Here is a 25,036-nt window from a genome sequence, read left to right as displayed (position 1 = left end):
AAAAAAGGGCTTCGTCAAGGAAGATTTATAAATATTGATGGCCTGAACATTACGTTAATAAATAATCACTTAAAAGGGGTATCGCGCGGTTTTCCAGGCTCATTTTCGCCGCAACGGGTCTCTGTCTTGCCCAGGCTTTGGCGGGGAATGCGGCGCGGGCGATGCTCAGCTTCCCACGCCGCGGCGAATCAGGCAGGCTTGCGCGCCAACAGGGTGGCGAAGCGCAATTTGATGCGATTGCCGTTGGCGTCGGTGCGATGCAGCTCGCCGACGTCCTCATTGTATTTCAGCAGCTCCCAGCCCTGGTAATAATCACGAAGCTCATCAGGTTTAAAGGCAAACGGGAAGCCGACGGTGCAGGGATAGTCTTCGGTATCCATCGCCGCCACAATCAGGTTATAGCCGCCGGCGGCGGTGCAGCGCTGCATATTGGCGATCAGGCCCGGGATGGTGTCAGGCTCGAGGAACATCATCACTACGGTGGAGAGGATCAGGTCATACTCGCCGTCAAAGCTCAGGCTGTTGAGGTCTTTCACCGCCGTTTGCAGATTATCCAGTCGCTCGGCGGCTCGAATGCTTTCCAGATTGTTGAGGCTCATCGGATTTTTATCCCACGCCGTCACCGCGAAGCCGTTCGCCGCCAGATAAAGGCTGTTACGCCCGTTGCCGCAGCCCAGATCCAGCGCCCGCCCCGGCGGCACAATCGTCGCGGCATGCAGCACCTCGGAATGGGTGCGGGTCAGGCTGTATTTTTGACTAAAATAATCCGCGTCACGCATTGTCATGATCCTTCCTTCTTATTCAGGAGTGTTTCCCGGTCGACCTGGAGCAACAGTTTTCCGCTGACCAACAGCAACGCTGTACGCAGCAGCAGCAGGCCGACAACCAGATTGCTAAAAATAAATAGCGGCATCGCCAGATGATGAAAAAAGCCGTCTCCCCTGGCCTGGCCGAGATGCAGACCGGTGGTGGCCAGCGCGGAAATGCCGAACGAAAAGCTCCAGAAAGAAGCATTGAACGGCTGACGAAGATACCAGGGCATCAGACGGAGCATAAACAGCAGCTGCAGCAGGCCGTAACCAAACAGCAGCTTAGCGAAGGTATCGGCCTCCCCGCCGTTGACGCTGAGCCAGGCGCAGCAGGCCACCAGCGCAGGCGCCAGCTGGATCCCCAGCGAGGTGCGCAGCGGCGTCGGCAGCTCGCCTGCGCTGCGCAGACGCTGGAGGATCGCCGGCTCGAGGCTCAGCCAGGAGAAGACCCCGGCGCCGAGGAACACCAGTCCGGCATCGGAAAATCCCAGCGCGCCGCAGGCCATCGCGCTGATAAAATTATTGGCTACTGTCGGCAGATACAACCCCGGCGTGGTGGCCTCGCGAGGATGGTTCCCCCGCCATAGCCCACCGCTTTGCCAGGCGGCATAGGCGAGCTGCAGCGCCACGCCCGGCACAAACAGCCCGATCGCCAGCGGCCGGCACCAGGGAGCCAAACCAATCGCCACCAACAGCGTGGTGGCCGGAAACAGGCTGACGAAGCTGCTGCTGACCGGATGACGCATCTCCCGCAGCACGCTCGCCGGAAAGCGGATCGCCCGGCTGATAAACGCCATACTGAGCAGGACCCACATCGCCATCGCCAGCGTGACCAGCCCATCACCAATGCTGCGGCTGACCGGCCAGAGGGTGCTGGCGTAACGCCAGGCGAAGCCCATTCCGATGGTGCCGAGCACCATGCCAAAATAACCCGCCGGCAGGTTTAGCACCTGCCGCGGCGTTTGCGTTTTATTCATTTTATTGATGATATCAATTTAATTTGAAGTTGCATTCTAAAGGAACCTTATCCCGCGCGCTATGGCGATCTTTGCTATGTTTATGTTAACCATAAGTAATAAGGATCGGCCATGCGTAAATACCGTCTCAGCGAACAGACCCGGCAGTATTGTTATGAGGAAGAGCATGGCAAACAAAGCGTCACCCTGCGCCAGATAGTGGCGCTTATTGATTTCGCTGACGTTAAAGCGGGCAGCGAAGGCGGCTGGGTGGATGAGGAATGCGCTCTCAGCCAGCAGGGGGAGTGCTGGATCTACGATGTCAACAGCGTGGTCTTCGCCGGGGCGCGCATCCGTGACGACGCCCGCTTAACCGGGTTCTGCGTGGTCAGCCATGAGGCCACCATCGGCGGACGGGCCTGCATTCACGCCTCGCAGATCAGCCATCACGCGCAGATCAGTGACAACGTCACGGTTATGCAGAGCCAGGTGCGCGGTTATTGTCGCCTTGCCGACGAGGCGCGTCTTCTCCCCCACTGCCAGGTGATTGCCGCGCGCGGGTTAACCGCCGATCGCGACAAAGTCCTGCAGATCTATCAGCGAGCCACCGTCAGCGCCTCGCGCATTCTCCACCAGGCGCAAATCTACGGCGATGCCTTCGTTGAGCATGCGTTTGTCGAACATCGGGCGGAAGTGTTTGACCAGGCAAGACTTGAAGGGAACGAAGAAAACGACGTCTGGGTATGCGATAACGCCCGGGTATACGGGCACGCGCGCCTGATCGCCGGTCGCGGAGAGGATGCCATTCCCACCGTACGCTACAGTTCGCAGGTGGCAGAGAATGCGGTGATTGAAGGCAACTGCCTGCTGAAGCATCGGGCGATGGTCGGCGGCGAGGCGCAGCTGCGAGGTGGTCCGATTCTGCTCGACGACGATGTGCTGATCCAGGGGCGGACAGTCATCATCGGCGATGTGATCGTTGAGCACCAGGTCTCCATCAATGACGAGGTGCAGATTGCCGCACAGGAGGGAGAGGCCATTCATCTGCGCGGCCCGAAAACGCTTGACGGCCAGCAGCACATCACCCGCACGCCGCTGTTAGGCGCGCTTTAATGCCTCATCGCGGTCAATAATGCGGGCGTAGATATTCTGATCGTCATAGCTACCGTTCAGATACTCGGCTTGTCGGAGACAGCCTTCCAGAACAAACCCGTTGCGCAACGCTACCTGGTTGCTGCGGGTGTTCGCCACCCGGCATTTGATCACAAACCGGCGCACCAGCCCGCTGGCGGCATAATGGCGGATAAAGGCCTGTAATGAACGGGAAAGCAGCCCTTGCCCCTGGTGCTCTTCATCGATCCAGTAGCCAATATAGGCCGTTTTATTCTGCGGCTCGATCTGATTGAACGACAGGACCCCGACTAGCTGCTTATCGAGAAACAGCAAAAACATTTTGGCGTAATCCCGCTGATGCAGCATCACGTTGCCCTGCACATGACGTCGGGTCTCGTCTTCGCTGCGCACCTCGGCGGGCCAACTGAGCGACTGCTGTAGCCAGCGCTGGTTTTTGACCACCAGCTGGTGCAGGTCGCTAACGTAGCGCTCATCAATGGCGATTAGCGTCAGCGCGTCGGTTACCGGGATCGACTCAGGTACTGCTGGGATATCTGCGGTCATAGCGCTCTCTTCTGGCCCGCAGGGACTGCCTGCGGGCGTCGGGTGACTCAGGGTTATTTCATGATCCGGTCGTCAACGTAGTTGCGTTTATCTGCTGCCGGCGGGAAATACTGATAGAGCCAGGTTTCGCTGATGGCTTCTCCCTGACAGCGCAGGAACAGACGCATCTCCACCGGGTCGGTTGAGTCGGTGGTCGGATACCAGTCGAAAAGGATCCGGTAGCCATCGAACGGCTCGACGTAGAGGATCTCAATCTGCTTCGCTTCCCCGCTGGAGAGGGTGATCACCGGTTCAATACCGCGCGGCGCAGCCGCCTTCAAATCGCCGCCGACAAAGTCGATGGCAAAACGACGCGCCCACTTATCCGGGTAGTGTTCACCCGGCGCCCATCCCTCGGGGAAGCCCCCCATCCCGGTGCGGGTGGCCAGAACGCGCGCCAGCGGAGTGCTCACCGGCGGCTGCGCGCTCCAGTAAAGACGGTAGCGGAAGTCCAGTTCGTCGCCCGCCTTCACCGCCTTTTCCGGCTGCCAGAAGCAGACGATATTATCCAGCGTTTCGCCGGTAGTTGGGATCTCCATCAGGCTGACCGCCCCTTTGCCCCACTGGTTACGCGGCTCAACCCACAGGCTGGGACGCTTGTTATACCAGCCCATCACATCCTGGTAGTGGGAGAAATCACGGTCCAGCTGCAACAGACCAAAGCCGCGCGGGTTCTTGTCCTGGAAGGCATTGAACTGCAGCTTCTGCGGGTTATTCAGCGGCCGGCAGACCCATTCCCCGTTGCCCAACCACATTGACAGCCGATCGGAGTCGTGGATTTGCGGATGGATGGTGTCGCACATCCGCCGCTCATTATTGCCGCAGCTGAACATACTGGTCATCGGCGCGATACCCAGCTGTTTGATATCCTTGCGGGCGTACAGGTGGTTTTCCACGTCCATGATAACCTGGGTATCCTGGCAGTGGATGGTGAACTTGTAGGCGCCAGTGATGCTCGGGCTGTCCAGCAGCGCGTAAACGGTAAACACCGTGGCGTCCCCTTTGACCGTTTCGAACCAGAACGACGTAAAGTCGGGAAACTCTTCCGGGGTATCGGTAAAGGTATCCACCGCCAGACCGCGGGCCGACAGGCCATACTGATAGGTGCTGTCTACCGCGCGGAAGTAGCTGGCGCCGAGGAACGCCACGATATCGCGGCGCGCCAGCTCCGGCGCTTTAAACACCCGGAACCCGGCGAAGCCGAGGTCAGACTGTCCTTCCAGCTGACGGGTATCCACACCGGCGTCATTGTACTTAAACAGCTCCGGACGGAAGTGGATCTCGCGCGCCTGCTGGGTGCTGGCGTCTAAAGAGAACATCCGCACGCGGCGACGGAACCCCATCCCGACGTGGAAAAACTGGATGTCCAGCTTACGCTCTTCAATATTGTTCCACAGCGAGTGGTTGGCATCGTACTGGATGCTGTTATAGGCCTGCGGGGTGAGATTGGCGAGCGTCGGCGGCAGATCGCGCGGGGCGCCGCCCCACGGCTGGCGCGCCAGATCGTGAGCCATCGCTTGCAGAACAGCATAATCAAAACGACGCGTTTGCCCGTCGGCAATGCCCGCGTCTTCGGCAAAAGCGGCCTGACTGAATAAGGAAGCGACTCCTGACGTTCCGCATACGGCGGCAACAGCCATGGAAGATTTAAGAAAACGTCTGCGGTTCATGCCTGAGAAAGCGTCCTTCTGCACGGGTGAATTGATTCGCAACGCGTCATCACGCTGCGTGATAATTTCCGCCCACTCTAGACAAAAACGATTAATAATCCAATTGTTGCCAGCAGAAAAAAGGTAAAAAAGCCCTGTCCAGAGGAACAGCCTGTTTTTTTCATTTCTTCTGACGTGTAGCCAGGGCATACACGCTGCCTGCCGCTTTTTACCCCTGACTATTCAAGGGAAATCTATTCTCCAGTGCTGAATATTCACCCCATGTATCGCTCCTCGCCGCGCGCGTTTTTTAGGCACGATTCGCGCAAATTTCCATCGCGCCTGGTGCTAACTTTTCCCCGATAACCGCTATCTTTCTTCACGTTAGCGGCCAACAGGGGAGAGCCGTTCGGGCTGTCCCGCCACGCTCTCCAGGGAATTCATTCAGGAGTCATGCCATGCAAGTGAAAGCAGCCGTCACGCTGGGCTACCAGCAGCCTTTTGTCATCAAAGACGTCGAGGTCGCCCCGCCGGGGAAGGACGAGATATTAGTGAAAATTGTCGCCACCGGCGTCTGCCATACCGACGCCGTGATGCGCGACAACCCCGGGGTGGTGCCTATGCCGGCGATCCTCGGCCATGAAGGCGCCGGGATCGTTGCCAGCGTCGGCGAGGCGGTTAGCGGCATCAGGGTAGGAGACCACGTGGTGCTCAGCTACGCCGCCTGCCACCACTGCGAAAATTGTTTAAGCAACCACCCTTCGGCTTGCGAAGATTTTAATACGCTTAATTTTGGCGGCCGACGCGAGGATGGCACCACCCCCTACCGGCTGGGAGACCAGGATCTGTCCCTGTTCTTTGGCCAGTCGTCTTTCAGCCAGTATGTGGTCACCCGCGCCAGCAACGCGGTCGTGGTCGACCCGGACGTTGATCTCACCCTGCTCGGCCCGCTGGGCTGCGGTATCCAGACCGGTAGCGGAACGGTGCTCAATCGCCTGAAACCGGTGGTCGGCGAATCGCTGGTGGTGTTTGGCTGCGGCGCGGTGGGGCTCAGCGCCATCATGGCAGCGAAATTAACCGGCTGTTCGCAGATTATCGCGGTGGATATCCATGCCAGCCGCCTCGCCCTGGCGCGCGAACTGGGCGCCACCCATCAGATCAACGGTAAGGAACAGGATGCCGTCGCCGTGATTAAACAAATCACCGGTAAAGGCGCCCACTACGCGGTGGAAACGACCGGCGTCTCCGCTATCGTTCTGCAGGCCGTACACGCGGTGAAACCGCTGGGAACGGTGGCGATTGTGGGCTTTACCGGAGACATCACCCTTAACGTGCAGAACGACCTGATGGCGGAGGGAAAATCGCTGGTCGGGGTGATAGAAGGCGACGCCGTGCCGGCGCTGTTTATTCCGCTGTTGGTGCAACTCTATAAACAGGGAAAATTCCCTATCGATAAGCTTATCGCCCGCTATCCGTTGGCCGATATCAACCAGGCCTTCGCCGATTCGGCGTCCGGCAAGGTGATCAAGCCGGTGGTGGTGATGTGAGATAACGTCGCCACCGGTCGGTGGCGACAGTTGCGCATTATGGGATTTATTCCAGCGTCACGTGATGCTTCATCACCCGGCGAAACAGCGCCAGTCTGGCGCGCATAAAGCGGTTCTCCACTTTAAACCCGGCGCGCTTATGCAAGCCAATGCGCAACAGGCGATCCCGCCCGCGCAGGCACGCCGGCCAGCGCACCGCGCCAGAAAGCGTCTGCTCGCCGCTGGCGAGGCGGGCAAACTGCGCCCAGTAGTCAGCGACCTGAGCGGCGAAGGCCAGATCCGCTTCGCTGGCGTACTGCCGCACCGGGTCGGTCAACCGCAGGTTATCAAACACGTAGGGCACCTCGTTGCCATGCCAGGCCCCATGCGGGTAGGCGTCATGCTCCGCTTCCGCGACATAATCAAACCAGTAGCGCCAGCACGGCTGACCCACGCGCTGTTGCGCCTGCATCACTACATAACCAAGGGTGGTGAAGGCCATGTCGCGGCATACTTCCCGCCCCAGCGCTTCATCGCCCTTCACGCCGGGATAGAGGAGTTTGATCAGCCCCAGCCCCAGACGGCGCTCTCGGCGCAGCTTCTGGATCTGCCCGGCAATATCGACGCCGAACACGGCCATCACGCTGGCTTCATCGCTATTGGAGCCGATCATCACCGGTATCGGATGCTGGCGGCCGGCAAAGAAGGTCTCCAGCATCGGCTGCGGCAGCACCGCGTCTCCGACAATAGGCGCTGGCCCGGTATTCAGAGGCGCGGTGAGCGACCAGAAGGCCTCCGCCGGGATCGCCCGCAATTCCTCAGCGCTGGCTTGCGGTAAGGCGAAGTGTTCCGCCAGCAGGCGCCCTTTTTCCAGCGCTTTTTCCCGCGGCAGATCGGGTAGCGTATACCCGCTCTGAATAATCGCTTTATGAAACAGCCCTTTCGCTTTCGGGGAGGCCATTAGCGACAGCACGCTGCGCGCCCCGGCGGATTCGCCAAACAGCGTGACGTTGGCGGCATCCCCGCCGAAGGCGTGGATATTCTCCTGAACCCACTGCAGAGCGGCAATCTGATCGAGCAACGCGAAATTATAGAGACGTTCGCCCGCCTCTTCTTCCAGCGCCGGATGGGCGAAAAAACCGAGATGGCCCAGCCGGTAGTTAACTGTCACCACCACCACGTCGCGGCTGGCAAGCGCTTTGCCATCGTAAGGCGGCAGGCTGCCGGCGCCGATGGTAAACCCGCCGCCGTGCAGCCAGACCATCACCGGCAGCGGCTGCGCTGCGCTGGCCGGGGCCCAGACGTTGAGATATAAGCAGTCTTCGCTGAAGGCGCCAGGATCGCCGCCGCCGAGCTCGCGGCAGTAGTCAATGTCCTGCCAGCTGGCGGCGGAAAAGGTCTCGGCTGGACGTACCCCCTGCCAGCGGGCGGCTGGCTGCGGCGCGCGCCAGCGCAGCGGGCCCACGGGCGGCGCGGCGTACGGAATGCCGCGCCAGATATGAATCCCCTGTTCTGCGCTCCCGGCAAGCGTTCCCTGACGGGTTTTCGCCAACGGTTTCGACGGATGTTGCATAACCTGCTCCCTGTAAGGCTGATGCCAGCAGGGTACTGATTTTACAGCAGACCGCAACGTCGTTTGCTGCGCTCCTCCGCCTGTCGGTATAGTTCAAACTCATCCTGCACCGGGCAGCCCAGAGCTGCCTCAAACGCCTCGCGACTGGCGTTCCCGTGGCTGCGCGCCTGGGTCTCGTTGCCCAGATTGGACTGAAAAATGCCCGCCGCGCTGACCGGTAAAAAGTCTTCATAAATAATCGGCTGGGCGACCACCCACCCGCGCTCAATCAGCGGCTGCGGATCGTCGCCCGGGCGAAACGCCTGGCGATGTGCCTCACCCGTGGGCGTCAGGCGGTAGCGAAACCAGGCCAGCCCCTGCTGACGGAGCAGAAATTCGCTGTCGGGAAATTCGCTAAACACCTCCTGTAGATGCTGCTGGTGGCTGAGATTATCTTTCCCGGTTCCTGCCGCCTGCAGCAGCCGATCGTATAGCGCGCGCCCTTTCGGCGTCAGCGCCACGCCCCGCTGCTCAATTTCGCCAAAGCGGGCGCTATGGGTGCCTCGGTGCTCTCCGGCGAACATCACCGGCTCCTCAAGCGCCTTAAAGCTGGTCTGCCGCAGGAGGATCGGGACCTCCCGGCGCGGTGGCCCTTCAATCAACGCTTTGGGTTCAATACCGCACTCCGGCATCAGGGACTGGACGCGGTCAATATCCAGCGTCCGCGGCGTGAGATGGTTGATATGACACCCCGGGAAACAGACCACATCGGCAATCAGGCGGTGCTCGCGATGCAGAGCATGGTAAGTCTCCTCATCGACGGTGGCTTGCCGGTGCCAGCGGAACGTCTCCAGCGCCTCCTGGACAAACTCGCGCGCGTCGGCAGAGGTGAATTCGCCCTCTGCTTCATACTGCGCAATCAGCGCCAGGCAGCGGGGGGTGAAGATTTTGCGCCGCGCGAGGATCGCCTCGGCCCGCTCGCGCAGGGCGCGATTTTCAATCAGCTCCAGGCGCAGCAGCGAGGTGAAAATCCGAAATGGATTGCGCGCCAGCGCGGCATCGTCGATGGGACGAAACGCCGTGGAGTGGACCGGCACGCCGGCCTGCGAGAGATCGTAATAGCTAACGGGATACATTCCCATGATGGCAAACATGCGACGGAGCGTCGCCAGTTCTTCCGCTGTGCCCACGCGAATCGCGCCGTGGCGCTCCACGTTTAAGCGCGCCAGCTCGTCAGCGTTAGCGAGCTGTTCATGCAGCTGCGGATTATTTTCCAGTACCGCCAGGTTGACGTCAGCCACCAGCTCCAGCAGCGTTCCGTACTGCGGAACTTCCTGCTGGTACATGGCCGACATGGCCTGCGAAAAGTGCTCCCGAATCTCATCAGCCGTGATGGTGTTCGCCATGATGTGTTACCTCCAGTGAATACTTCCTGGAGTGTAGGAAAGCTGCCTCGCGGCGGGGGGAAGAATTTACAAACTGTGATGGCGATAACCTGCCGCCGGCCCAGGTCAGTGCGCAAAACATAACCCATAGTTATGAAAAACACCCGGTAATTTCACTTTAAATTAACAATACATTTACACACACTGCTTCTGGCGACATTACAACAATATGCCCCTCTACCGTCTACACGGAGTACCCTATGAACGACAAATGGTCCCCACGTGAGGTTGTCCATCGCGATTACAGTAGCCACCCGCCCGCTTACGCGCCGGGCTATAAAACCAGCGTCCTGCGCTCGCCAAAAAACGCCCTCATCTCTCTGCAGAACTCGCTGTCAGAGATCACCGGCCCGGTATTTAGCCGCGACGACCTGGGCCCTCTGGATAATGACCTAATCCTGAACTATGCCAAAGAAGGCCTGCCGATCGGCGAGCGGATCATCGTCCACGGTTACGTGCGCGATGGATTCGGCCGACCGATGAAAAATACGCTGGTGGAAGTCTGGCAAGCCAATGCTGGCGGTCGCTACCGGCATAAAAAAGATCAGTATCTGGCGCCGATTGACCCGAACTTTGGCGGCTGCGGCCGGGTGCTTACCGATGAAAACGGCTATTACTGTTTTCGCACCATCAAACCCGGCCCCTACCCCTGGCGCAACCAGGCCAGCGACTGGCGTCCGGCGCATATCCATTTTTCTCTCTCAGGCGACGCCTGGGCCCAGCGCCTGATCACCCAGATGTATTTTGAAGGCGACCCGCTGATTAAGCAGTGCCCGATCGTCAGGACTATTAATAATGATGACGCTGTGCGCACGCTGATCGCCGAGCTGGACATGCACGCCGCCGTACCGCTGGATTGTCTGGCCTACCGCTTCGACCTTGTTCTGCGCGGCCACCGCGCCACGCTGTTTGAAAATCGCACTCAGGGGGCCGCCCGATGAAAGAGTATCTGCCTGAAACCGCCTCGCAGACGGCGGGACCCTATGTTCATATCGGCCTGGCGCCGGACGCCGCAGGCTTTCATATTTTTGAGAAAAATTTTGGCCCGGTCCTCACTACCGCCGATACCGTCGGGGAGCGCATCACCATTGAAGGCCGGGTTATCGACGGCTCCGGGACGCCGGTCCGCGATGTGCTGCTGGAGATCTGGCAGGCCAACGCCGCGGGTCGCTATAACCATCCTGACGATCGTCAACAGCAGAAAGCCGTCGACCCGGCCTTCCGCGGCTGGGGGCGTACCTGCTCTGATTTCACCTCCGGCATTTGGCGCTTTGAAACCATCAAGCCGGGCCCGGTGGTCGGTCGCGATGGCCGCCTGATGGCGCCGCACGTCAACCTGTGGGTGGTGGCGCGTGGGATCAATATTGGCCTGAATACGCGGATGTACTTTGCCGATGAACACGAGGCCAACGCCAGCGACCCGGTGCTGAATCTCATCGAGTGGGAGGTGAGACGCAAAACCTTAATCGCCGAGCGCGAGGTTCGCGGTACGGAAGTGGTCTATCGTTTTGACATTCATCTGCAGGGCGAGAACGAAACCGTCTTTTTCGATATTTAGCCGTCGCGGTGACCACCACCTTCGCCCCGTTTCTGCGGGGCGAAGGCGTTTTCAACCACAGGGAAAGATCTTGTCATGTAACCAACTCAAATGTTAATAATATTTTGCTATCTGGTTATCAAATTTAAACAAGTCCGCTTGTCTCTTTCACCGCTGTGTTTTTAACATCATCTTACTATGGAAAAAAATGGTCTCTTCAGTCAGCGCATTCGCTTGCGCCATCTACACACCTTCGTGGCCGTCGCTCAACAGGGAACGCTGGGGCGCGCGGCTGAAACATTAAATCTGAGCCAGCCAGCACTCTCGAAAACGCTTAACGAGCTAGAACAGCTGACCGGTACCCGGCTGTTCGAGCGGGGTCGTCTTGGGGCGCAGCTAACCCTGGTCGGCGAACAGTTTCTGACGCATGCCGTTAAGGTGCTTGACGCCCTTAATTCGGCCGGCCAGGCGCTGAACCGCAAAGAGGGCCTGAATAACGACATCGTGCGCATCGGCGCGCTGCCCACCGCCGCGCTGGGGATCCTGCCGACGGTGATCGGCCAGTTTCACAAGCAGCAAAAAGATATCACGCTGCAGGTCGCCACTATGAACAACACCATGCTGCTCGCCGGCTTAAAATCCGGGGAGATCGACATCGGCATTGGACGTATGTCCGACCCGGAGCTGATGAGCGGGCTGCATTACGAACTGTTGTTCCTTGAATCCCTGAAGCTGGTGGTTCGCCCGGGACATCCCCTGCTTCAGGAGACGGTGACCCTTAGTCGGGTGATGGAGTGGCCGGTGGTGGTCTCACCTAAAGGCACCGTGCCGCGGCAAAACGCCGAAGCGCTGCTCCAGAGCCAGGGCTGTAAGATGCCCGCCGGCTGCATCGAGACCCTCTCCGCCTCCCTGTCGCGCCAGCTGACGGTGGATTTTGACTATGTCTGGTTTGTCCCTTCCGGGGCGGTAAAAGACGATCTTCGCCGTGGCGTGCTAACCGCCCTGCCGATCGCCACCCAGGGCGCCGGAGAGCCCATCGGCATTTTAACCCGCGTCGATGCGACACTGACCCCGGGTACGCAGACGCTGCTCAGCGCTATCCGTAAGTCCATGCCTGCCTGACCCCCCTTTCTCCCCGGCCCGCAGCGGCCGGGGAACCTGCAAACGCGCCGACGCCGCTCCCCATGACGTTAGACATATTCGGCAAAATAATCATTTAGTGCGAAATTATTTATTAACATTTGCGCAAACTTCTTTAACAGATCTATCATGTCTCGATTTCACCAAATGGTTCACTCGAAATCTAATCAAGCAACAAATACAGTTTTATGAAGGTTAAAACCACTTCATTCAAAAATGATTCAAAAGAAACATGTTTCATTTGGTTCGCAGTGAGGTGGCTGGTGTGGTTAAGGAGATTACATGGCAACTGGCAACGCGCCGCGCGGATTCCCCCGGATCCTGCAGTGGCTTCTCGCCGGACTGATGCTCATCATCGGTCTGGCTGTGGGTATTCTTGGGGCAAAACTGGCCCTCGTCGGCGGTACACTGTACTTCGCGCTGATGGGCGTGGTCATGGTCATCGCGGCGGTGTTGATTTTCCGCAACCGCCGCGGCGGTATTCTGTTATACGCCGTGGCGTTTATCGCCTCGGTGATCTGGGCGATTAGTGACGCTGGCTGGAACTACTGGCCGCTCTTCTCGCGCCTGTTTGCGCTCGGCGTACTGGCCTTCCTGGCCGCCCTGGTCTGGCCTTTCCTCGCCAGCCCACCGGCGAAAAAAGGCCCGGCCTATGGCGTCGCCGCCGTTCTCGCCGTGGCGCTGGCGGTGAGCTTTGGCTGGATGTTCAAATCCGCACCGCTGGTCAGCGCGACTGAAGCGGTACCAGTCAAGCCCGTCGCGCCAGGCGAACAGCAGAAAAACTGGGCGCACTGGGGTAACACCACCCACGGCGACCGTTTCGCCGCCCTCGACCAAATCAACAAACAAAACGTCAACCAGCTGCAGGTTGCCTGGGTAGCGCATACTGGCGATATCCCACAGAGCAACGGCTCGGGCGCAGAAGATCAGAACACCCCGCTGCAGATTGGCGATACTCTCTATGTCTGTACCCCTTACAGTAAAGTGCTGGCGCTGGATGTGGACAGCGGAAAAGAGAAATGGCGCTATGACTCCAAATCCTCTTCACCCAACTGGCAGCGCTGCCGCGGCTTAGGCTATTACGAAGATAGCCAGGCGCAAACCGCGCCAGCGGCAGGCACGCAGCCGGCCGCCTGTTCCCGTCGTCTGTTCCTGCCGACCATCGACGCCCGCCTGATCGCCATTGATGCCGATACCGGCAAACTGTGCGAAAGCTTCGGCGATCGCGGTATTGTCGACCTTAGCGTCGGCATGGGTGAAGTGAAAGCGGGTTACTATCAGCAGACCTCCACCCCGCTGGTGGCGGGCAATGTGGTGGTGGTGGGCGGCCGCGTCGCGGATAACTACTCCACCGGCGAACCGCCGGGCGTGGTCCGCGCGTTTGATGTCCACACCGGCAAACTGGCATGGGCGTGGGATCCGGGCAATCCAGCGCTGACCGGTGTTCCGCCGGAAGGCCAGACCTACACGCGCGGTACGCCAAACGTCTGGTCGGCGATGTCCTATGACGCGAAGCTGAATCTGATCTATCTGCCCACCGGCAACGCCACGCCAGATTTCTTTGGCGGCGAACGTACCGCGCTGGACGATAAATACAGCTCCTCTATCGTGGCCGTGGATGCCACCACCGGCCAGGTGCGCTGGCACTTCCAGACCACACACCACGATCTGTGGGACTTTGACCTGCCGTCTCAGCCGCTGCTGTACGATCTGCCTGACGGCAAGGGCGGCACCACCCCTGTGCTGGTGCAGACCAGCAAGCAGGGCATGATCTTTATGCTCAACCGCGAGACCGGCGAGCCGGTGGCCAAAGTGGAAGAGCGTCCGGTGCCGGCGGGCAACGTCAAAGGTGAACGCTACTCGCCGACGCAACCTTACTCGGTAGGGATGCCGATGATCGGCAACCAGACGTTGACCGAGTCCGATATGTGGGGAGCGACACCGATCGACCTGCTGCTGTGCCGTATTCAGTTCAAAGAGATGCGCCATCAGGGCGTCTTTACCCCGCCAGGTGAAGATCGTTCCCTGCAGTTCCCGGGCTCGCTCGGCGGCATGAACTGGGGCAGTGTTTCGCTGGATCCAAACAACAGCCTGATGTTTGTCAACGATATGCGTCTGGGCCTGGCCAACTATATGGTGCCGCGCGCGAAGGTGGCGAAAGACGCCAGCGGGATCGAGATGGGCATCGTGCCGATGGAGGGCACGCCGTTTGGCGCGATGCGCGAACGTTTCCTGTCGCCGCTGGGCATTCCGTGCCAGAAGCCGCCGTTCGGCACCATGTCCGCGGTGGATCTGAAAACCGGGAAACTGGTGTGGCAGGTGCCGGTTGGCACCGTAGAAGACACCGGGCCGCTGGGGATCCGTATGCACATGCCAATTCCAATCGGCATGCCGACCCTTGGCGCATCGCTGGCAACGCAGTCCGGACTGCTGTTCTTCGCCGGCACCCAGGATTTCTACCTGCGCGCCTTTGATACCGCGAACGGCAAAGAGATCTGGAAATCGCGTCTGCCGGTCGGCAGCCAGTCCGGCCCGATGACCTACGTCTCACCGAAAACCGGTAAGCAGTACATCATTATCAATGCCGGCGGCGCCCGTCAGTCACCGGATCGCGGCGATTACATCATCGCCTACGCGCTCCCAGACCATCACTGATCGACATACACAAAAGGGCCCATCCGGGCCCTTTTTTTATGGGTGACGATTCGCCTTAAGCGTCGGGGATTACTGGTCGCCAAAGTGGATCACGGTGCGAATCGATTTACCTTCATGCATCAGCTCAAAGGCCTCGTTAATCTGCTCCAGCGGCAGGCGATGGGTAATAAACGGATCGAGGCGAATTTTACCCGCCATGGCGTCTTCCACCATGCCCGGCAGCTGACTGCGCCCTTTTACGCCGCCGAAGGCGGAACCGCGCCATACGCGGCCGGTCACCAGCTGGAACGGACGGGTCTTGATCTCCTGCCCGGCGCCGGCTACACCGATGATCACGCTCTCACCCCAGCCTTTATGGCAGCACTCCAGCGCCGCGCGCATCACATTAACATTGCCGATGCACTCGAAGCTGAAATCCACCCCGCCGTCGGTCAGCTCAACGATCACATCCTGAATCGGCTTATCGTAGTCGTTCGGATTGATAAAATCGGTCGCGCCCATCTCTTTAGCGAGAGTGAACTTATCCGGGTTGGTATCAACCGCCAGAATGCGCCCGGCCTGCGCCTGCACCGCGCCCTGGATCACCGCCAGACCAATGCCGCCCAGACCAAAGACCGCGACGCTATCCCCGGCCTTGACCTTCGCCGTGTTATGCACCGCGCCGATACCGGTGGTTACGCCGCAGCCCAGCAGGCACACTTTATCCAAAGGCGCCTGCGGATTGACTTTCGCCAGCGAAATCTCGGCGCAAACCGTATATTCGCTGAAGGTGCTGGTGCCCATATAGTGATAGATCGGTTCGCCATTGTACGAGAAACGAGTGGTGCCGTCCGGCATCAGTCCTTTACCCTGGGTGGCACGCACCGCCTGACAGAGGTTGGTTTTACCCGACTTACAGAATTTGCACTCGCCACATTCGGCGGTATACAGCGGAATGACGTGATCGCCCGGCTTAAGGCTGGTGACGCCCTTGCCTACTTCCACGACAATCCCGCCGCCCTCATGGCCCAGCACCGCCGGGAAGACACCTTCCGGATCGTCACCGGAGAGGGTGAAGGCATCGGTATGACACACCCCGGTGTGGGTGATTTTCACCAGAACTTCGCCTTTTTTCGGCGGCGCGACGTCGATCTCAACGATTTTTAACGGCTGACCGGGGCCGAAGGCCACTGCTGCGCGTGATTTCATAACTGTCTCTTCCTCGTCGTGATGTTATTTTAAATAGGATCGTAGCAGATGACCGACCTCTGCCATTCTCGCGGCCCGCTGCTCAGGGGTGGTGTCGCCGCTGACCAGCTCGTCCTGCAGGTGGATCTCCACCATTTCGCCCATCAGGCCGTTCGCCGCCCCGCGAATCGAGGCGATCTGCTGCAAAATAGTCATACAGGGCTCGCCGGACTCCAGCGCGCGCTCAAGGGCTTCGACCTGGCCGCGGATGCGTCTTACGCGGCTGAGCGCCCGTTTTTTATCTTCAGGTGAATGTGGCACGATTACGCCTCCGTATCATATAGGGGGGTATACTATATTCTATTAGCGGTGAAGGCAAAAAAAACCCCGTCGCGGGACGGGGTCAGGAAGTGAAAGAGGATGATTTAGCGCTTACGTGGCATCATTCGCAGCAGAGTATTATCCTTCCACCAGTAATGATGGAGCAGCGCGGCGAGAGCATGCAGGCCAATCACAAAGTACCCGGCATTGGCCAACCATTCATGGATCGCCTTCAGGGTATCCACCCGCTCAAAATCGCTCTGCGGGGCATACGGCATGGTCAGACCAAAGGCATACCAGGGGTTACCGCGCCAGTACATCATCACCATGCCGATCAACGGCAAGGCAATGAACAGCAAATAGATCGCCAGGTGACCAAGATGGGCGAAACCGGTCATCATCGGCGATGGTTTCGGTACGATCGGCGGCGCCGGCGATTTCAGCCGCACCAGCAGACGCGCCACCATCAGCACGAAAATGGTGATCCCGCAGGAAACATGCACCATATTAATCAATGGCCGTTCACTGCGGGGGAAAAACCCGCGCAGCTCCATCGCCGCATAGGCTACTACTACCAGCAAAAAAACCAGCCAGTGAATCCCAATCTGCAGGCCGGAATATTTATCGCGCATGGCATATCCTTTATGGAAAGTATGATGCTGCCAACATAGCGGCGTTCCCTTAAATTTTCATTAACCTTTACGTAGAATTAACAATTGATTACCGCTTTCTGCCGAGCCGCTATGCCACGCTTAGCGCACGCTCTTTCCTGGCCGAACGACAAACCGTCCACCGGTCATTACAAAATTACACAGTTTTGTTACTTACCGCGCTACTGCCGCCGCTATAGTACAGAATGTCTGGCAGACCACACGGCCCTGGGAGATAAGAATGAAGGAAATCGGCTTACCGTTATTGCTACTGACCGCGCTGGCCAGTCCGGCTTTTGCTGCAGACTGTCAGCCAAACGGCATTGGCGGCTCGTTTTGCATTAACGATGACGGTACGACTACCGACACGGTGCCTAACGAAGTCAACGGCATGGATACGTACTCGAATAATGGCGGCTATACCAGTTCCCTGCCCGATCGGTCAGGGGCGGATGAAGCACTGGAAGGTTCATCGCTGTCGACGCAGCAAGGCGTCGGCAGCGGACAGAGCGACAGTGCGCTGGCGGGTCGCGACTGGCATTCGCCCGCCAATCTGAATGATGGCGCCGCCACCTCCAGTATGAGCCTGCTGGATAAACCCTGAGGCCAGCGGCTAAGCGAGACTCCAGCCTGCGGCGCCGATGGCGAGGGCGAAAAGCAGGCAGGCCAGCGCCGTCTTGCGTAACAGCATGGTATAGAATGAAATTGCGACGCCAATGAATACCACCAGCAGAATCGGCCACATGCTTAATAACAACAGCAGAAAACCCTCAATATTGTTATGGATTACGCTCTCCACATCCGCATCCTTGCCTCATCGTCGATAAAGTAAGCAGAATTTAATATGTAACATGAATACATTCAAATAAAATATAATTGTAAATGGTTATGCACCGCCTCCTGCGGTTGGCGGTGGGTCACTTTCACGCGTCCGGAGCTTTGGCATCAGAAGCAGTTCGCAAAAAAACACGTCAGGATTGTTCCATGACCCTTTAGCGGTACGCTCGTATTCTCGCTGGTATCCTGCAAATTCTTCACGACATTATTCGGCGCGGGTATCGGACACAATGCGCCGGCGATGACAGTCGCCTGGTTGCAGTTTATCCCCCTGAGCGGAACGCACATCCAGATACTGAAGGGGCTGGCCGTGCGCGTTATCCAGCAGGACCGAATAGGTTTCCCCTTGCTCAAACATATAACGCTCTCCCCATTGCCGCAGCGCCACAACAATGGGAAACACGGAGCGCCCCTTTTCAGTCAGGACATATTCCTTGTATGCGCTGCCATCCGATGCCGGTAAAATCTCGAAAATACCGATATCAACCAGATGCTTCAGCCGCGAGGCAAGGATATTTTTGGCCAGCCCCAAATTTTTTTGAAACTCGCTGAATCTCCGCACATCGTCAAATGCTTCGCGGATAATCATCAGGCACCAGCGTTCACCAATTGATTCCAACGTTCTCGCCACCGGACATTCACTGGTTCTAAGTGATTCCTGCTTTGCCATCTGCGCGCTCCTTATCAATTTATCTACTGATCTAGCTTAATCCTCACCTTTACCAGTTGCAAAAAAAAACCAGCAAGGCTAATTCTATAGGTACACTAGTTTTAAAAAGCAACCAGACAGAGGGTCTCTTATGAAATGTAAGGCAAGTAGATGTACCGGCCAAAGGATCCAAACTGCGTCAGTCCCTGACACGATGCTGACCACAGGGATAACGGCGTTGTTTTCACTAACCTGCGCGCTGGCAGTAGCCAATGTTTATTCAGCACAGCCTTTACTCGACTCGATGGCGGTCAGCCTGAAGGTGTCGCCAGGCATGATTGGCAGCGTCATCACCGCTACGCAGGCGGGCTATGCCATTGGCCTGCTGTTCCTGGTTCCGCTCGGAGACTGGTTGAACCGTAAATACGTGGTGATGAGTCAACTGTTGCTTTCAGTAGCGGCGTTAGTCGCGGCAGGGTTATCCCCCAATATAGCAACGCTGCTTGGCGCCATGCTGATCGTCGGCCTGATGGCCGTGGTGGTGCAGGTGCTGGTGGCCTGGGTGGCAATACTGGCGACGCCGCAGAAACGAGGCCAGGCGGTGGGTACCCTGACCAGCGGCATTGTTTCAGGTATCCTGTTATCTCGGTTTATCTCAGGCGCGATAGCCGATATCGCCGGCTGGCGAGCCGTGTATCTCACGGCTGCCTGTCTGATGTTGGTGATTGCAGGGGTCGTCTGGAAAATCATGCCTTCGCCCCCGCAGCAGCCGCAGCCGCAAAAGCCGACTTACCTTTCCTTATTGAAGTCCGTGTTTCAGCTGTACCTCACCGAGCCGCAACTGAGAAAGCGCGGGATCCTGGCGCTATTTATCTTCGCCGCTTTCAGCATGTTATGGACGACCATGGTCATGCCGCTCACCGCCCTTTCCCTCTCGCACACCCAGACGGGGATGTTTGGCTTAGCCGGCTTCGCTGGCATGCTGGCCGCCGCCAGAGCGGGCAAGTGGGCTGACCAGGGATGGGCTCAGCGCACTACCGGCCTGGCGCTGGCGCTGCTGACCATCTCATGGCTTCCTATCGGCTATGCCGAAACCTCTCTGCTTTGGCTGATAGCTGGCGTCATTGCGCTGGACTTTGCGGTACAGGCCGTTCATGTCTCCAGCCAGAGCCTGATCATTGCCGCCAGGCCTGCAGCGGCAAGCCGCCTGGTTGGGGCTTACATGTGTTTTTATTCGCTGGGCAGCGCGACAGGGGCTATCGTTGCCACACAGCTTTATTCCAACTGGGGATGGCAGGCGGTCTGCCTTGCGGGCGCCGCGGTCAGCGCGTGTGCATTTCTGATCTGGTCAGGATCGCGTCAATCATGATATTCGTTCTGCGTTTTAAAGGGGCCAGTCAAAAAGACCGTAACACTGACCTGATTGCTGCCAGCTATTTGTATCGCATACATTTTTTCAATGCTTTTAAACAGTTATGTTCATGTTGTATAATGACGTGCACTTTAACTAAAAAAAGAGTGCGACCATGATTGATTCCTCATTGCCATTAACCGACATTCATCGTCATCTTGACGGTAACATCCGGGCCCAAACCATCCTCGATCTTGGCCGCGAATTTAATATCGCTCTTCCCGCAACCACCCTCGACACGCTGCGTCCTCATGTCCAGGTCACCAGCCTTGAGCCCGATCTGGTCAGTTTCCTCGCCAAGCTCGACTGGGGGGTAAAGGTCCTGGCCTCGCTGGAAGCCTGTCGCCGCGTGGCGTATGAGAACGTCGAAGACGCGGCGCGAAATGGCCTGCACTACGTTGAGCTGCGCTTCTCTCCCCGCTATATGGCGATGACCCACCGGCTGCCGGTCGACGGCGTGGTAGAGGCGGTAATTGCCGGGGTTCAAGAGGGATGCCGCGATTTCCAGGTCGACGCCCGGCTGATCGGTATTCTGAGCCGCACCTTCGGCGAAGCCGCCTGTCAGGAAGAGCTGGCGGCGCTGCTCGCCCACCGCGAGGGCATCACTGCCCTCGACCTCGCCGGCGATGAGCTCGGCTTCCCGGGTACGTTGTTCCGCAACCATTTTAACCAGGCCCGCGACGCCGGGTGGCATATCACCGTCCACGCGGGCGAAGCGGCCGGCCCGGAAAGTATCTGGCAGGCCATACGTGAGCTGGGCGCGGAGCGCATCGGCCATGGGGTTAAAGCGGTAGAGGATCCAGCCCTGATGGACTACCTGGCCGAGCACCGCATCGGGATTGAATCCTGCCTGACCTCGAACGTGCAAACCAGCACCGTGGCCTCCCTGGCCCAGCATCCGCTGAAGCAGTTCCTTGAGCACGGCGTGCTGGCGAGCCTCAACACCGACGATCCGGCGGTCCAGGGTGTGGACATCATTCACGAGTATACCGTGGCGGCGCCGGCGGCAGGGCTGAGCCGGGAGCAGATCCGTCAGGCGCAGATCAACGGCCTGACCCTGGCGTTCCTCGGCGAACAGGAAAAAGCCGCCCTCATTCAGCGGGTTGCCAAAGGCTGATAACCGGCCCGGCAGCCGTGCTGCCGGGCTCCTCCTCAGACCAGGCTGAGCGTGGCGCGATGTCTGGCCGACTCGATACCCAACTCAATCAGGGTCATTATCTGAATCGCCTCGCTGGCCGGGACCGGGTTTTCCCCTACGCCGTTAAGGGCGTCGCGGATAGCGGCATAGTAGGCGGGATAATTACCCGGTAGCGTCAGCCATTTCTCCTGACTACGTTCATCCCCTTCGGCGCGGGTCAGGGTACCGTCGCGCATATCATATCCCCAGTCCTCCTGCGGCAGCCGTTCACCGTTTTTTAGCCGCTCCTCCTGCGGGTCAAGACCGTACTTAATATAGCTGGCCCGCGAGCCGTGGACGATAAAGCGCGCGCTCTCCGCGGCGGCGAGTAACGTACCATGCAGTACTACCCGCCGCTGCGGATAGGCCAGCACGGCGTGAAAATAGTCGGTGGATTGCGCGCCGGGCCGAAGCTGCGCGAGGTCCACCGTGATGCTTACCGGCAGGCCAAACAGCACCACGACCTGGTCGAGCAGATGCGGCGCGAGGTCATACCATATGCCGCTGCCAGGACCCGCCTGCTCACGCCAGCGCTGGCGCACCTGTGGTCGGAAGCGATCGAAATGCGACTCGAAGTAACACACCTCCCCCAGCTGACCTTCGTTGATTAACGCGCTGACCGTTAAGAAATCGCTGTCCCAGCGCCGGTTATGAAACACCGAAAGTATCCGACCGCAGTGCTTCGCCAGGCTTTCCAGCTCACGAGCTTGTGACAGTGTCACGGTAAAGGGCTTATCCACCACAACATGCTTTCCCGCCTCCAGCGCCGCTTTCGCCAGCGGAAAGTGGGTGTCGTTCGGGGTGGCGATGACCACCAGATCGATATCCGGGTCGTCCAGCAGATCCCCCGGCGCACTCATTACCTTCACGCCAGGCCAATCGGCATGGACCTTATCGGCGTCGCTGCTGGCGACCGCCTTCAGCGCCATACCCGGCGTGCCGCCGATCAACGGCGCATGAAACGTTTTGCTGGCGTAACCGAACCCCACCAGCCCCACCCGGATCGCATCGCTCATCTTACCGCCTCGCTTATGCAACTGATATCAACACCAGGTTAATGAGAATAATTTTACAAACCGTGAGCAAAACTTATCATTCCTCACTTTGCGACTTACATGCAAGTGAGAGAAATCAGACAGATACCCCTTGTGATCTGCTGACCATCGAGTAACATTTCACGCTGTGTTCAAAGGATATTGAAGTGTTATGACAACTGTTTTTACCCGTATTGTAGAACTTATTGGCTGGATTGTTTTTGGTATTTCGGCACTGCTTTTGGTTATCGCACACCATATAGATAACTATCAGTCCCCACCGCCAGCGGATGTGGTGCACACGAAGTAGCTCCGCGTTAAAACAGTGACCCGCCTCGCAACTGTGCAACCGGTTTCAGAAACCGGTTGCACGTATGCTCGCGCTTTTATTACACTCCCTTTATCATCAGACAGGGAGCTTTTTCATGGCCGCTTTTCCGCACAATTTCTTATGGGGTGCCGCTACCGCAGCGTATCAGGTTGAGGGAGGACACGACGCCGACGGTAAAGGACCGTCAATCTGGGATATCTACTCTCATCTGCCGGGTACCACCTTTGAAGGCACCACCGGCGATATTGCCGTCGACCACTATCACCGTTTTCGCGAAGACGTGGCGTTAATGGCCGAGATGGGCCTGCAAAGCTATCGATTCTCCATCTCCTGGCCCCGCCTGCTGCCCGCCGGGCGCGGTAAGGTGAATGAAGCGGGAGTCCAGTTTTACAGCGATCTGATCGACGAACTGCTGGCGCACAATATTGAGCCGATGATCACCCTCTATCACTGGGATCTGCCGCAGGCCCTGCAGGATGAGGGCGGCTGGGAAGCGCGCACTACCGCCGAGGCCTTCGCCGAGTACGCCCGCCTGTGCTATGCGCGCTTTGGTTCACGGGTGAAGCTGTGGGCTACCTTCAACGAAACCATTGTCTTCATTGGGCACGGCTACATTAACGGCCTCCATCCCCCGGCGGTCCGCGATCCGGCGCGGGCCATTCAGGCCTGCCACCACGTGTTTATCGCCCATGCGCTGGCGGTGAAGGCCTTTCGCGAGATGGCTGTGGCCGGCGAGATTGGCTTCGTCAACGTACTGCAACCGCATACCCCGCTCACCGACAGCGAGGCGGACATTAAGGCCACCGAACTGGCTGACGCCATCCATACTCACTGGCTGTACGATCCGGTGCTGAAAGGCACCTATCCTGCCGACCTGCTGGCGCAGACCCAGGCGCTGTGGGGGGTACCTCGCTTTGCTCCAGGCGACGACGCGCTGCTCCGTGACAACCGCTGCGACTTTATCGGTCTGAATTACTATCGCCGGGAAACGGTATCTGCCCAGCCGCCTGAGATCGCTACCGGCGGCGAGCCTGGCGTGGAGGGATTATTCTATTTCGTGCGTAATCCCCAGAGTACATATACCGAATGGGGCTGGGAAATCTGGCCGCAGGGGCTAACTGACGGCATTATGATGATTAAGGCGCGCTATGGTGATATTCCGATATATATCACCGAGAATGGCCTCGGCGCGAAGGACCCGATTATTGACGGGGAAGTGGTCGACGACCCGCGGATTGATTATCTCAGCAGCCATATTGGCGCCCTCGAAAAAGCGCTGGCGCTGGGGGCAGATGTGCGCGGCTATTACCCCTGGTCATTTATCGATCTGCTGAGCTGGCTCAACGGCTATCAAAAGCAATATGGTTTTGTCTATGTCGATCACCAGCAAAATCTGGCGCGGAAACGAAAGAAGAGTTTTTATTGGTACAAATCTGTTATTGCCAGTCACGGCGAACAGCGTTAATCTTCTCTTGCGGGCGCCATTCGGCGCCCGGTCTGATTTTAGAATATTCTTAAACTTCTCCCTGCTCTTCAAGGCTGGCTTTGCCCCTTGTCATGGGTTTATATAACCTGATTCATTCCACGCGGCCCCAGCAGAAGGCGCCGTTGGTTGAGAGTAGGTTTAGTGAATGCTGATAATATTCAACGCAATAATTCCGATTATAAAATGGATACGAAAATGACCGTGCTGGACTACTTATTAAAATTTCGCAAAATCAGTTCGCTGGAAAGCCTTGAAAAACTATTTGATCACCTTAACTACTCCCTGACTGACACCCAGGAGATCGTGAATATGTATCGCGCCGCCGATCATCGTCGCGCAGAGCTGGTCTCCGGTGGTAAATTGTTCGATGTGGGCCAGGTTCCTAAATCCGTTTGGCGATTCGTGCAGTAAGGCTGTCATCCTTCACGCCAGTTGCTTATACTTCCCGGCCTGATTTTATTCACTGGCGTTGAATAGGGGAGAAACATGACGTCTCAATCTGCAGAGCGCATCGGCGGATGGCTGCTGGCTCCGCTGGCCTGGTTGCTGGTGGCGCTGCTGAGCGCCTCGTTATCGCTGCTGTTTTTTGCCAATGCGCTGATGTCGCCGCAGACCTATACCCTACTGCGCGCCATGAGCGCGGGCCATATGGCGCTGTGGGTCGCCTCGCTGCTGTTTGCCCTCGCCATGTGGTATTACACGCTCTGGCTGACTATCGCCTTTTTCAAGCGGCGCTCGGTGGTGCCGAAACACTATATTATCTGGCTGCTCATCACCCTGCTGCTGGCGATAAAGGCTTTTGCCTTCTCGCCGGTCTCGGATGTGCTTGCCCTGCGTCAGCTGCTGTTTCCGCTGCTGGCCGCTGCGCTGCTGGCGCCCTATTTTCGCCGTTCGCAGCGGGTAAAACGGACTTTTGTTAATCCGTAATACCCCCACACTTAACCTGTTGTCGCTGGTATCGTTTTATTCGATAATAAGCGGCTTTTTT

25 protein-coding genes are annotated in these 25,036 nt (G+C 58.2%); 13 read left to right on the top strand and 12 right to left on the bottom strand.

Features of this window, described 5'->3' with window-relative positions; translation table 11 throughout:
- Nucleotides 1-188: 188 nt before the first annotated feature.
- Together tehB and tehA are read right to left on the bottom strand one after the other, a co-directional pair.
- Nucleotides 189-785: a tellurite resistance methyltransferase TehB gene (tehB, locus tag KB890_RS00330; RefSeq protein WP_004189756.1), complete on the bottom strand. Its 597-nt coding sequence runs from the start codon at nt 783-785 to the stop codon at nt 189-191.
- Nucleotides 782-1,786, bottom strand: a complete 1,005-nt coding sequence (tehA, locus tag KB890_RS00325) for a dicarboxylate transporter/tellurite-resistance protein TehA (RefSeq protein ID WP_020324749.1) — start codon at nt 1,784-1,786, stop codon at nt 782-784. The genes tehB and tehA overlap by 4 nt, the downstream gene beginning before the upstream one ends.
- A 111-nt stretch (nt 1,787-1,897) precedes the next feature.
- On the opposite strand from tehA, the gene ydcK reads away from it, so the two are divergent.
- Complete coding sequence (ydcK, locus tag KB890_RS00320) at nt 1,898-2,878, top strand: YdcK family protein (RefSeq protein ID WP_004175903.1); 981 nt, start codon at nt 1,898-1,900, stop codon at nt 2,876-2,878.
- On the opposite strand, the gene rimL is transcribed toward ydcK, so the two are convergent.
- Together rimL and KB890_RS00310 are read right to left on the bottom strand one after the other, a co-directional pair.
- A complete protein-coding gene (gene rimL, locus KB890_RS00315; protein WP_002907487.1) occupies nt 2,864-3,442 on the bottom strand; it encodes a 50S ribosomal protein L7/L12-serine acetyltransferase in 579 nt (192 codons plus the stop codon). The two genes, ydcK and rimL, sit on opposite strands and share 15 nt — an antisense overlap.
- Before the next feature lie 53 nt (nt 3,443-3,495).
- Nucleotides 3,496-5,151 (bottom strand): glucan biosynthesis protein D, encoded by a 1,656-nt coding sequence (locus KB890_RS00310; RefSeq protein WP_002907489.1) that lies wholly within the window; start codon nt 5,149-5,151, stop codon nt 3,496-3,498.
- A 437-nt stretch (nt 5,152-5,588) separates the two neighbouring features.
- Here KB890_RS00310 and KB890_RS00305 point away from each other — a divergent pair, with 437 nt between their 5' ends.
- Nucleotides 5,589-6,677 carry an NAD(P)-dependent alcohol dehydrogenase gene (locus KB890_RS00305; protein ID WP_020324768.1) on the top strand — a complete coding sequence of 363 codons (1,089 nt, stop codon included), beginning with the start codon at nt 5,589-5,591 and terminating at the stop codon, nt 6,675-6,677.
- 46 nt (nt 6,678-6,723) lie between these two features.
- Here KB890_RS00305 and KB890_RS00300 read toward each other — a convergent pair whose 3' ends face one another.
- Together KB890_RS00300 and KB890_RS00295 are read right to left on the bottom strand one after the other, a co-directional pair.
- Nucleotides 6,724-8,229, bottom strand: a complete 1,506-nt coding sequence (locus KB890_RS00300) for a carboxylesterase/lipase family protein (RefSeq protein WP_020324754.1) — start codon at nt 8,227-8,229, stop codon at nt 6,724-6,726.
- A gap of 41 nt (nt 8,230-8,270) precedes the next feature.
- A complete protein-coding gene (locus KB890_RS00295; protein WP_002907549.1) occupies nt 8,271-9,614 on the bottom strand; it encodes a 2-oxoadipate dioxygenase/decarboxylase HglS in 1,344 nt (447 codons plus the stop codon).
- A gap of 239 nt (nt 9,615-9,853) precedes the next feature.
- Between KB890_RS00295 and pcaH the strand changes: the two genes are divergently transcribed.
- The 4 genes from pcaH (at nt 9,854) to KB890_RS00275 (ending at nt 14,985) form a co-directional block, all read left to right on the top strand.
- Nucleotides 9,854-10,594, top strand: coding sequence for a protocatechuate 3,4-dioxygenase subunit beta (gene pcaH / locus KB890_RS00290; RefSeq protein ID WP_002907552.1), 741 nt, complete (start codon nt 9,854-9,856; stop codon nt 10,592-10,594).
- The gene (gene pcaG, locus KB890_RS00285) at nt 10,591-11,211 is read left to right on the top strand and encodes a protocatechuate 3,4-dioxygenase subunit alpha (RefSeq protein ID WP_004175889.1); all 621 of its coding nucleotides are present in this window, start codon (nt 10,591-10,593) and stop codon (nt 11,209-11,211) included. Before pcaH ends, pcaG begins: the two co-directional genes overlap by 4 nt.
- A gap of 177 nt (nt 11,212-11,388) precedes the next feature.
- On the top strand, nt 11,389-12,312 hold the full coding sequence (locus KB890_RS00280) for a LysR substrate-binding domain-containing protein (RefSeq protein ID WP_004143800.1): 924 nt from the start codon (nt 11,389-11,391) through the stop codon (nt 12,310-12,312).
- Between the two features lie 300 nt (nt 12,313-12,612).
- Complete coding sequence (locus KB890_RS00275) at nt 12,613-14,985, top strand: membrane-bound PQQ-dependent dehydrogenase, glucose/quinate/shikimate family (protein WP_020324764.1); 2,373 nt, start codon at nt 12,613-12,615, stop codon at nt 14,983-14,985.
- Between the two features lie 69 nt (nt 14,986-15,054).
- On the opposite strand, the gene KB890_RS00270 is transcribed toward KB890_RS00275, so the two are convergent.
- The 3 genes from KB890_RS00270 to cybB form a co-directional block, all read right to left on the bottom strand.
- Complete coding sequence (locus tag KB890_RS00270) at nt 15,055-16,173, bottom strand: S-(hydroxymethyl)glutathione dehydrogenase/class III alcohol dehydrogenase (protein WP_020324757.1); 1,119 nt, start codon at nt 16,171-16,173, stop codon at nt 15,055-15,057.
- Nucleotides 16,174-16,197: 24 nt separating this feature from the next.
- Complete coding sequence (locus KB890_RS00265) at nt 16,198-16,473, bottom strand: metal/formaldehyde-sensitive transcriptional repressor (protein ID WP_002907563.1); 276 nt, start codon at nt 16,471-16,473, stop codon at nt 16,198-16,200.
- Between the two features lie 104 nt (nt 16,474-16,577).
- Nucleotides 16,578-17,105: a cytochrome b561 gene (gene cybB, locus KB890_RS00260; protein ID WP_002907640.1), complete on the bottom strand. Its 528-nt coding sequence runs from the start codon at nt 17,103-17,105 to the stop codon at nt 16,578-16,580.
- A gap of 259 nt (nt 17,106-17,364) precedes the next feature.
- Here cybB and KB890_RS00255 point away from each other — a divergent pair, with 259 nt between their 5' ends.
- On the top strand, nt 17,365-17,727 hold the full coding sequence (locus tag KB890_RS00255; protein ID WP_004143806.1) for a hypothetical protein: 363 nt from the start codon (nt 17,365-17,367) through the stop codon (nt 17,725-17,727).
- 9 nt (nt 17,728-17,736) lie between these two features.
- Here KB890_RS00255 and KB890_RS00250 read toward each other — a convergent pair whose 3' ends face one another.
- Both KB890_RS00250 and KB890_RS00245 read right to left on the bottom strand, forming a co-directional pair.
- Entirely contained in the window at nt 17,737-17,922 is a 186-nt protein-coding gene (locus tag KB890_RS00250) for a hypothetical protein (RefSeq protein WP_002907644.1), read from the bottom strand.
- 243 nt (nt 17,923-18,165) lie between these two features.
- The gene (locus tag KB890_RS00245; protein ID WP_004180158.1) at nt 18,166-18,630 is read right to left on the bottom strand and encodes a winged helix-turn-helix transcriptional regulator; all 465 of its coding nucleotides are present in this window, start codon (nt 18,628-18,630) and stop codon (nt 18,166-18,168) included.
- A 193-nt stretch (nt 18,631-18,823) separates the two neighbouring features.
- Between KB890_RS00245 and KB890_RS00240 the strand changes: the two genes are divergently transcribed.
- Both KB890_RS00240 and add read left to right on the top strand, forming a co-directional pair.
- The gene (locus KB890_RS00240; protein WP_031280736.1) at nt 18,824-19,978 is read left to right on the top strand and encodes an MFS transporter; all 1,155 of its coding nucleotides are present in this window, start codon (nt 18,824-18,826) and stop codon (nt 19,976-19,978) included.
- A gap of 157 nt (nt 19,979-20,135) precedes the next feature.
- On the top strand, nt 20,136-21,137 hold the full coding sequence (add, locus tag KB890_RS00235; protein ID WP_004151209.1) for an adenosine deaminase: 1,002 nt from the start codon (nt 20,136-20,138) through the stop codon (nt 21,135-21,137).
- A 35-nt stretch (nt 21,138-21,172) separates the two neighbouring features.
- Here add and KB890_RS00230 read toward each other — a convergent pair whose 3' ends face one another.
- The gene (locus KB890_RS00230; RefSeq protein ID WP_002907650.1) at nt 21,173-22,213 is read right to left on the bottom strand and encodes an oxidoreductase; all 1,041 of its coding nucleotides are present in this window, start codon (nt 22,211-22,213) and stop codon (nt 21,173-21,175) included.
- A gap of 190 nt (nt 22,214-22,403) precedes the next feature.
- Here KB890_RS00230 and blr point away from each other — a divergent pair, with 190 nt between their 5' ends.
- The 4 genes from blr to KB890_RS00210 all read left to right on the top strand — a co-directional run bounded on the left by blr (nt 22,404) and on the right by KB890_RS00210 (nt 24,975).
- Nucleotides 22,404-22,541, top strand: coding sequence for a division septum protein Blr (gene blr / locus KB890_RS00225; RefSeq protein ID WP_004227851.1), 138 nt, complete (start codon nt 22,404-22,406; stop codon nt 22,539-22,541).
- 115 nt (nt 22,542-22,656) lie between these two features.
- A complete protein-coding gene (locus tag KB890_RS00220; protein WP_004180160.1) occupies nt 22,657-24,027 on the top strand; it encodes a GH1 family beta-glucosidase in 1,371 nt (456 codons plus the stop codon).
- Between the two features lie 216 nt (nt 24,028-24,243).
- The gene (gene ydgT / locus KB890_RS00215) at nt 24,244-24,459 is read left to right on the top strand and encodes a transcription modulator YdgT (RefSeq protein WP_002907652.1); all 216 of its coding nucleotides are present in this window, start codon (nt 24,244-24,246) and stop codon (nt 24,457-24,459) included.
- 75 nt (nt 24,460-24,534) lie between these two features.
- Nucleotides 24,535-24,975: a DUF2569 domain-containing protein gene (locus tag KB890_RS00210; protein WP_002907654.1), complete on the top strand. Its 441-nt coding sequence runs from the start codon at nt 24,535-24,537 to the stop codon at nt 24,973-24,975.
- Nucleotides 24,976-25,036 lie beyond the last annotated feature (61 nt).

The organism is Klebsiella sp. P1954, assembly GCF_018199955.1.
GTDB lineage: Bacteria > Pseudomonadota > Gammaproteobacteria > Enterobacterales > Enterobacteriaceae > Klebsiella > Klebsiella pneumoniae.
The sequence above is the reverse complement of the archived record's forward strand: the minus strand, read 5'-3'. Positions and strand labels throughout refer to the sequence as shown.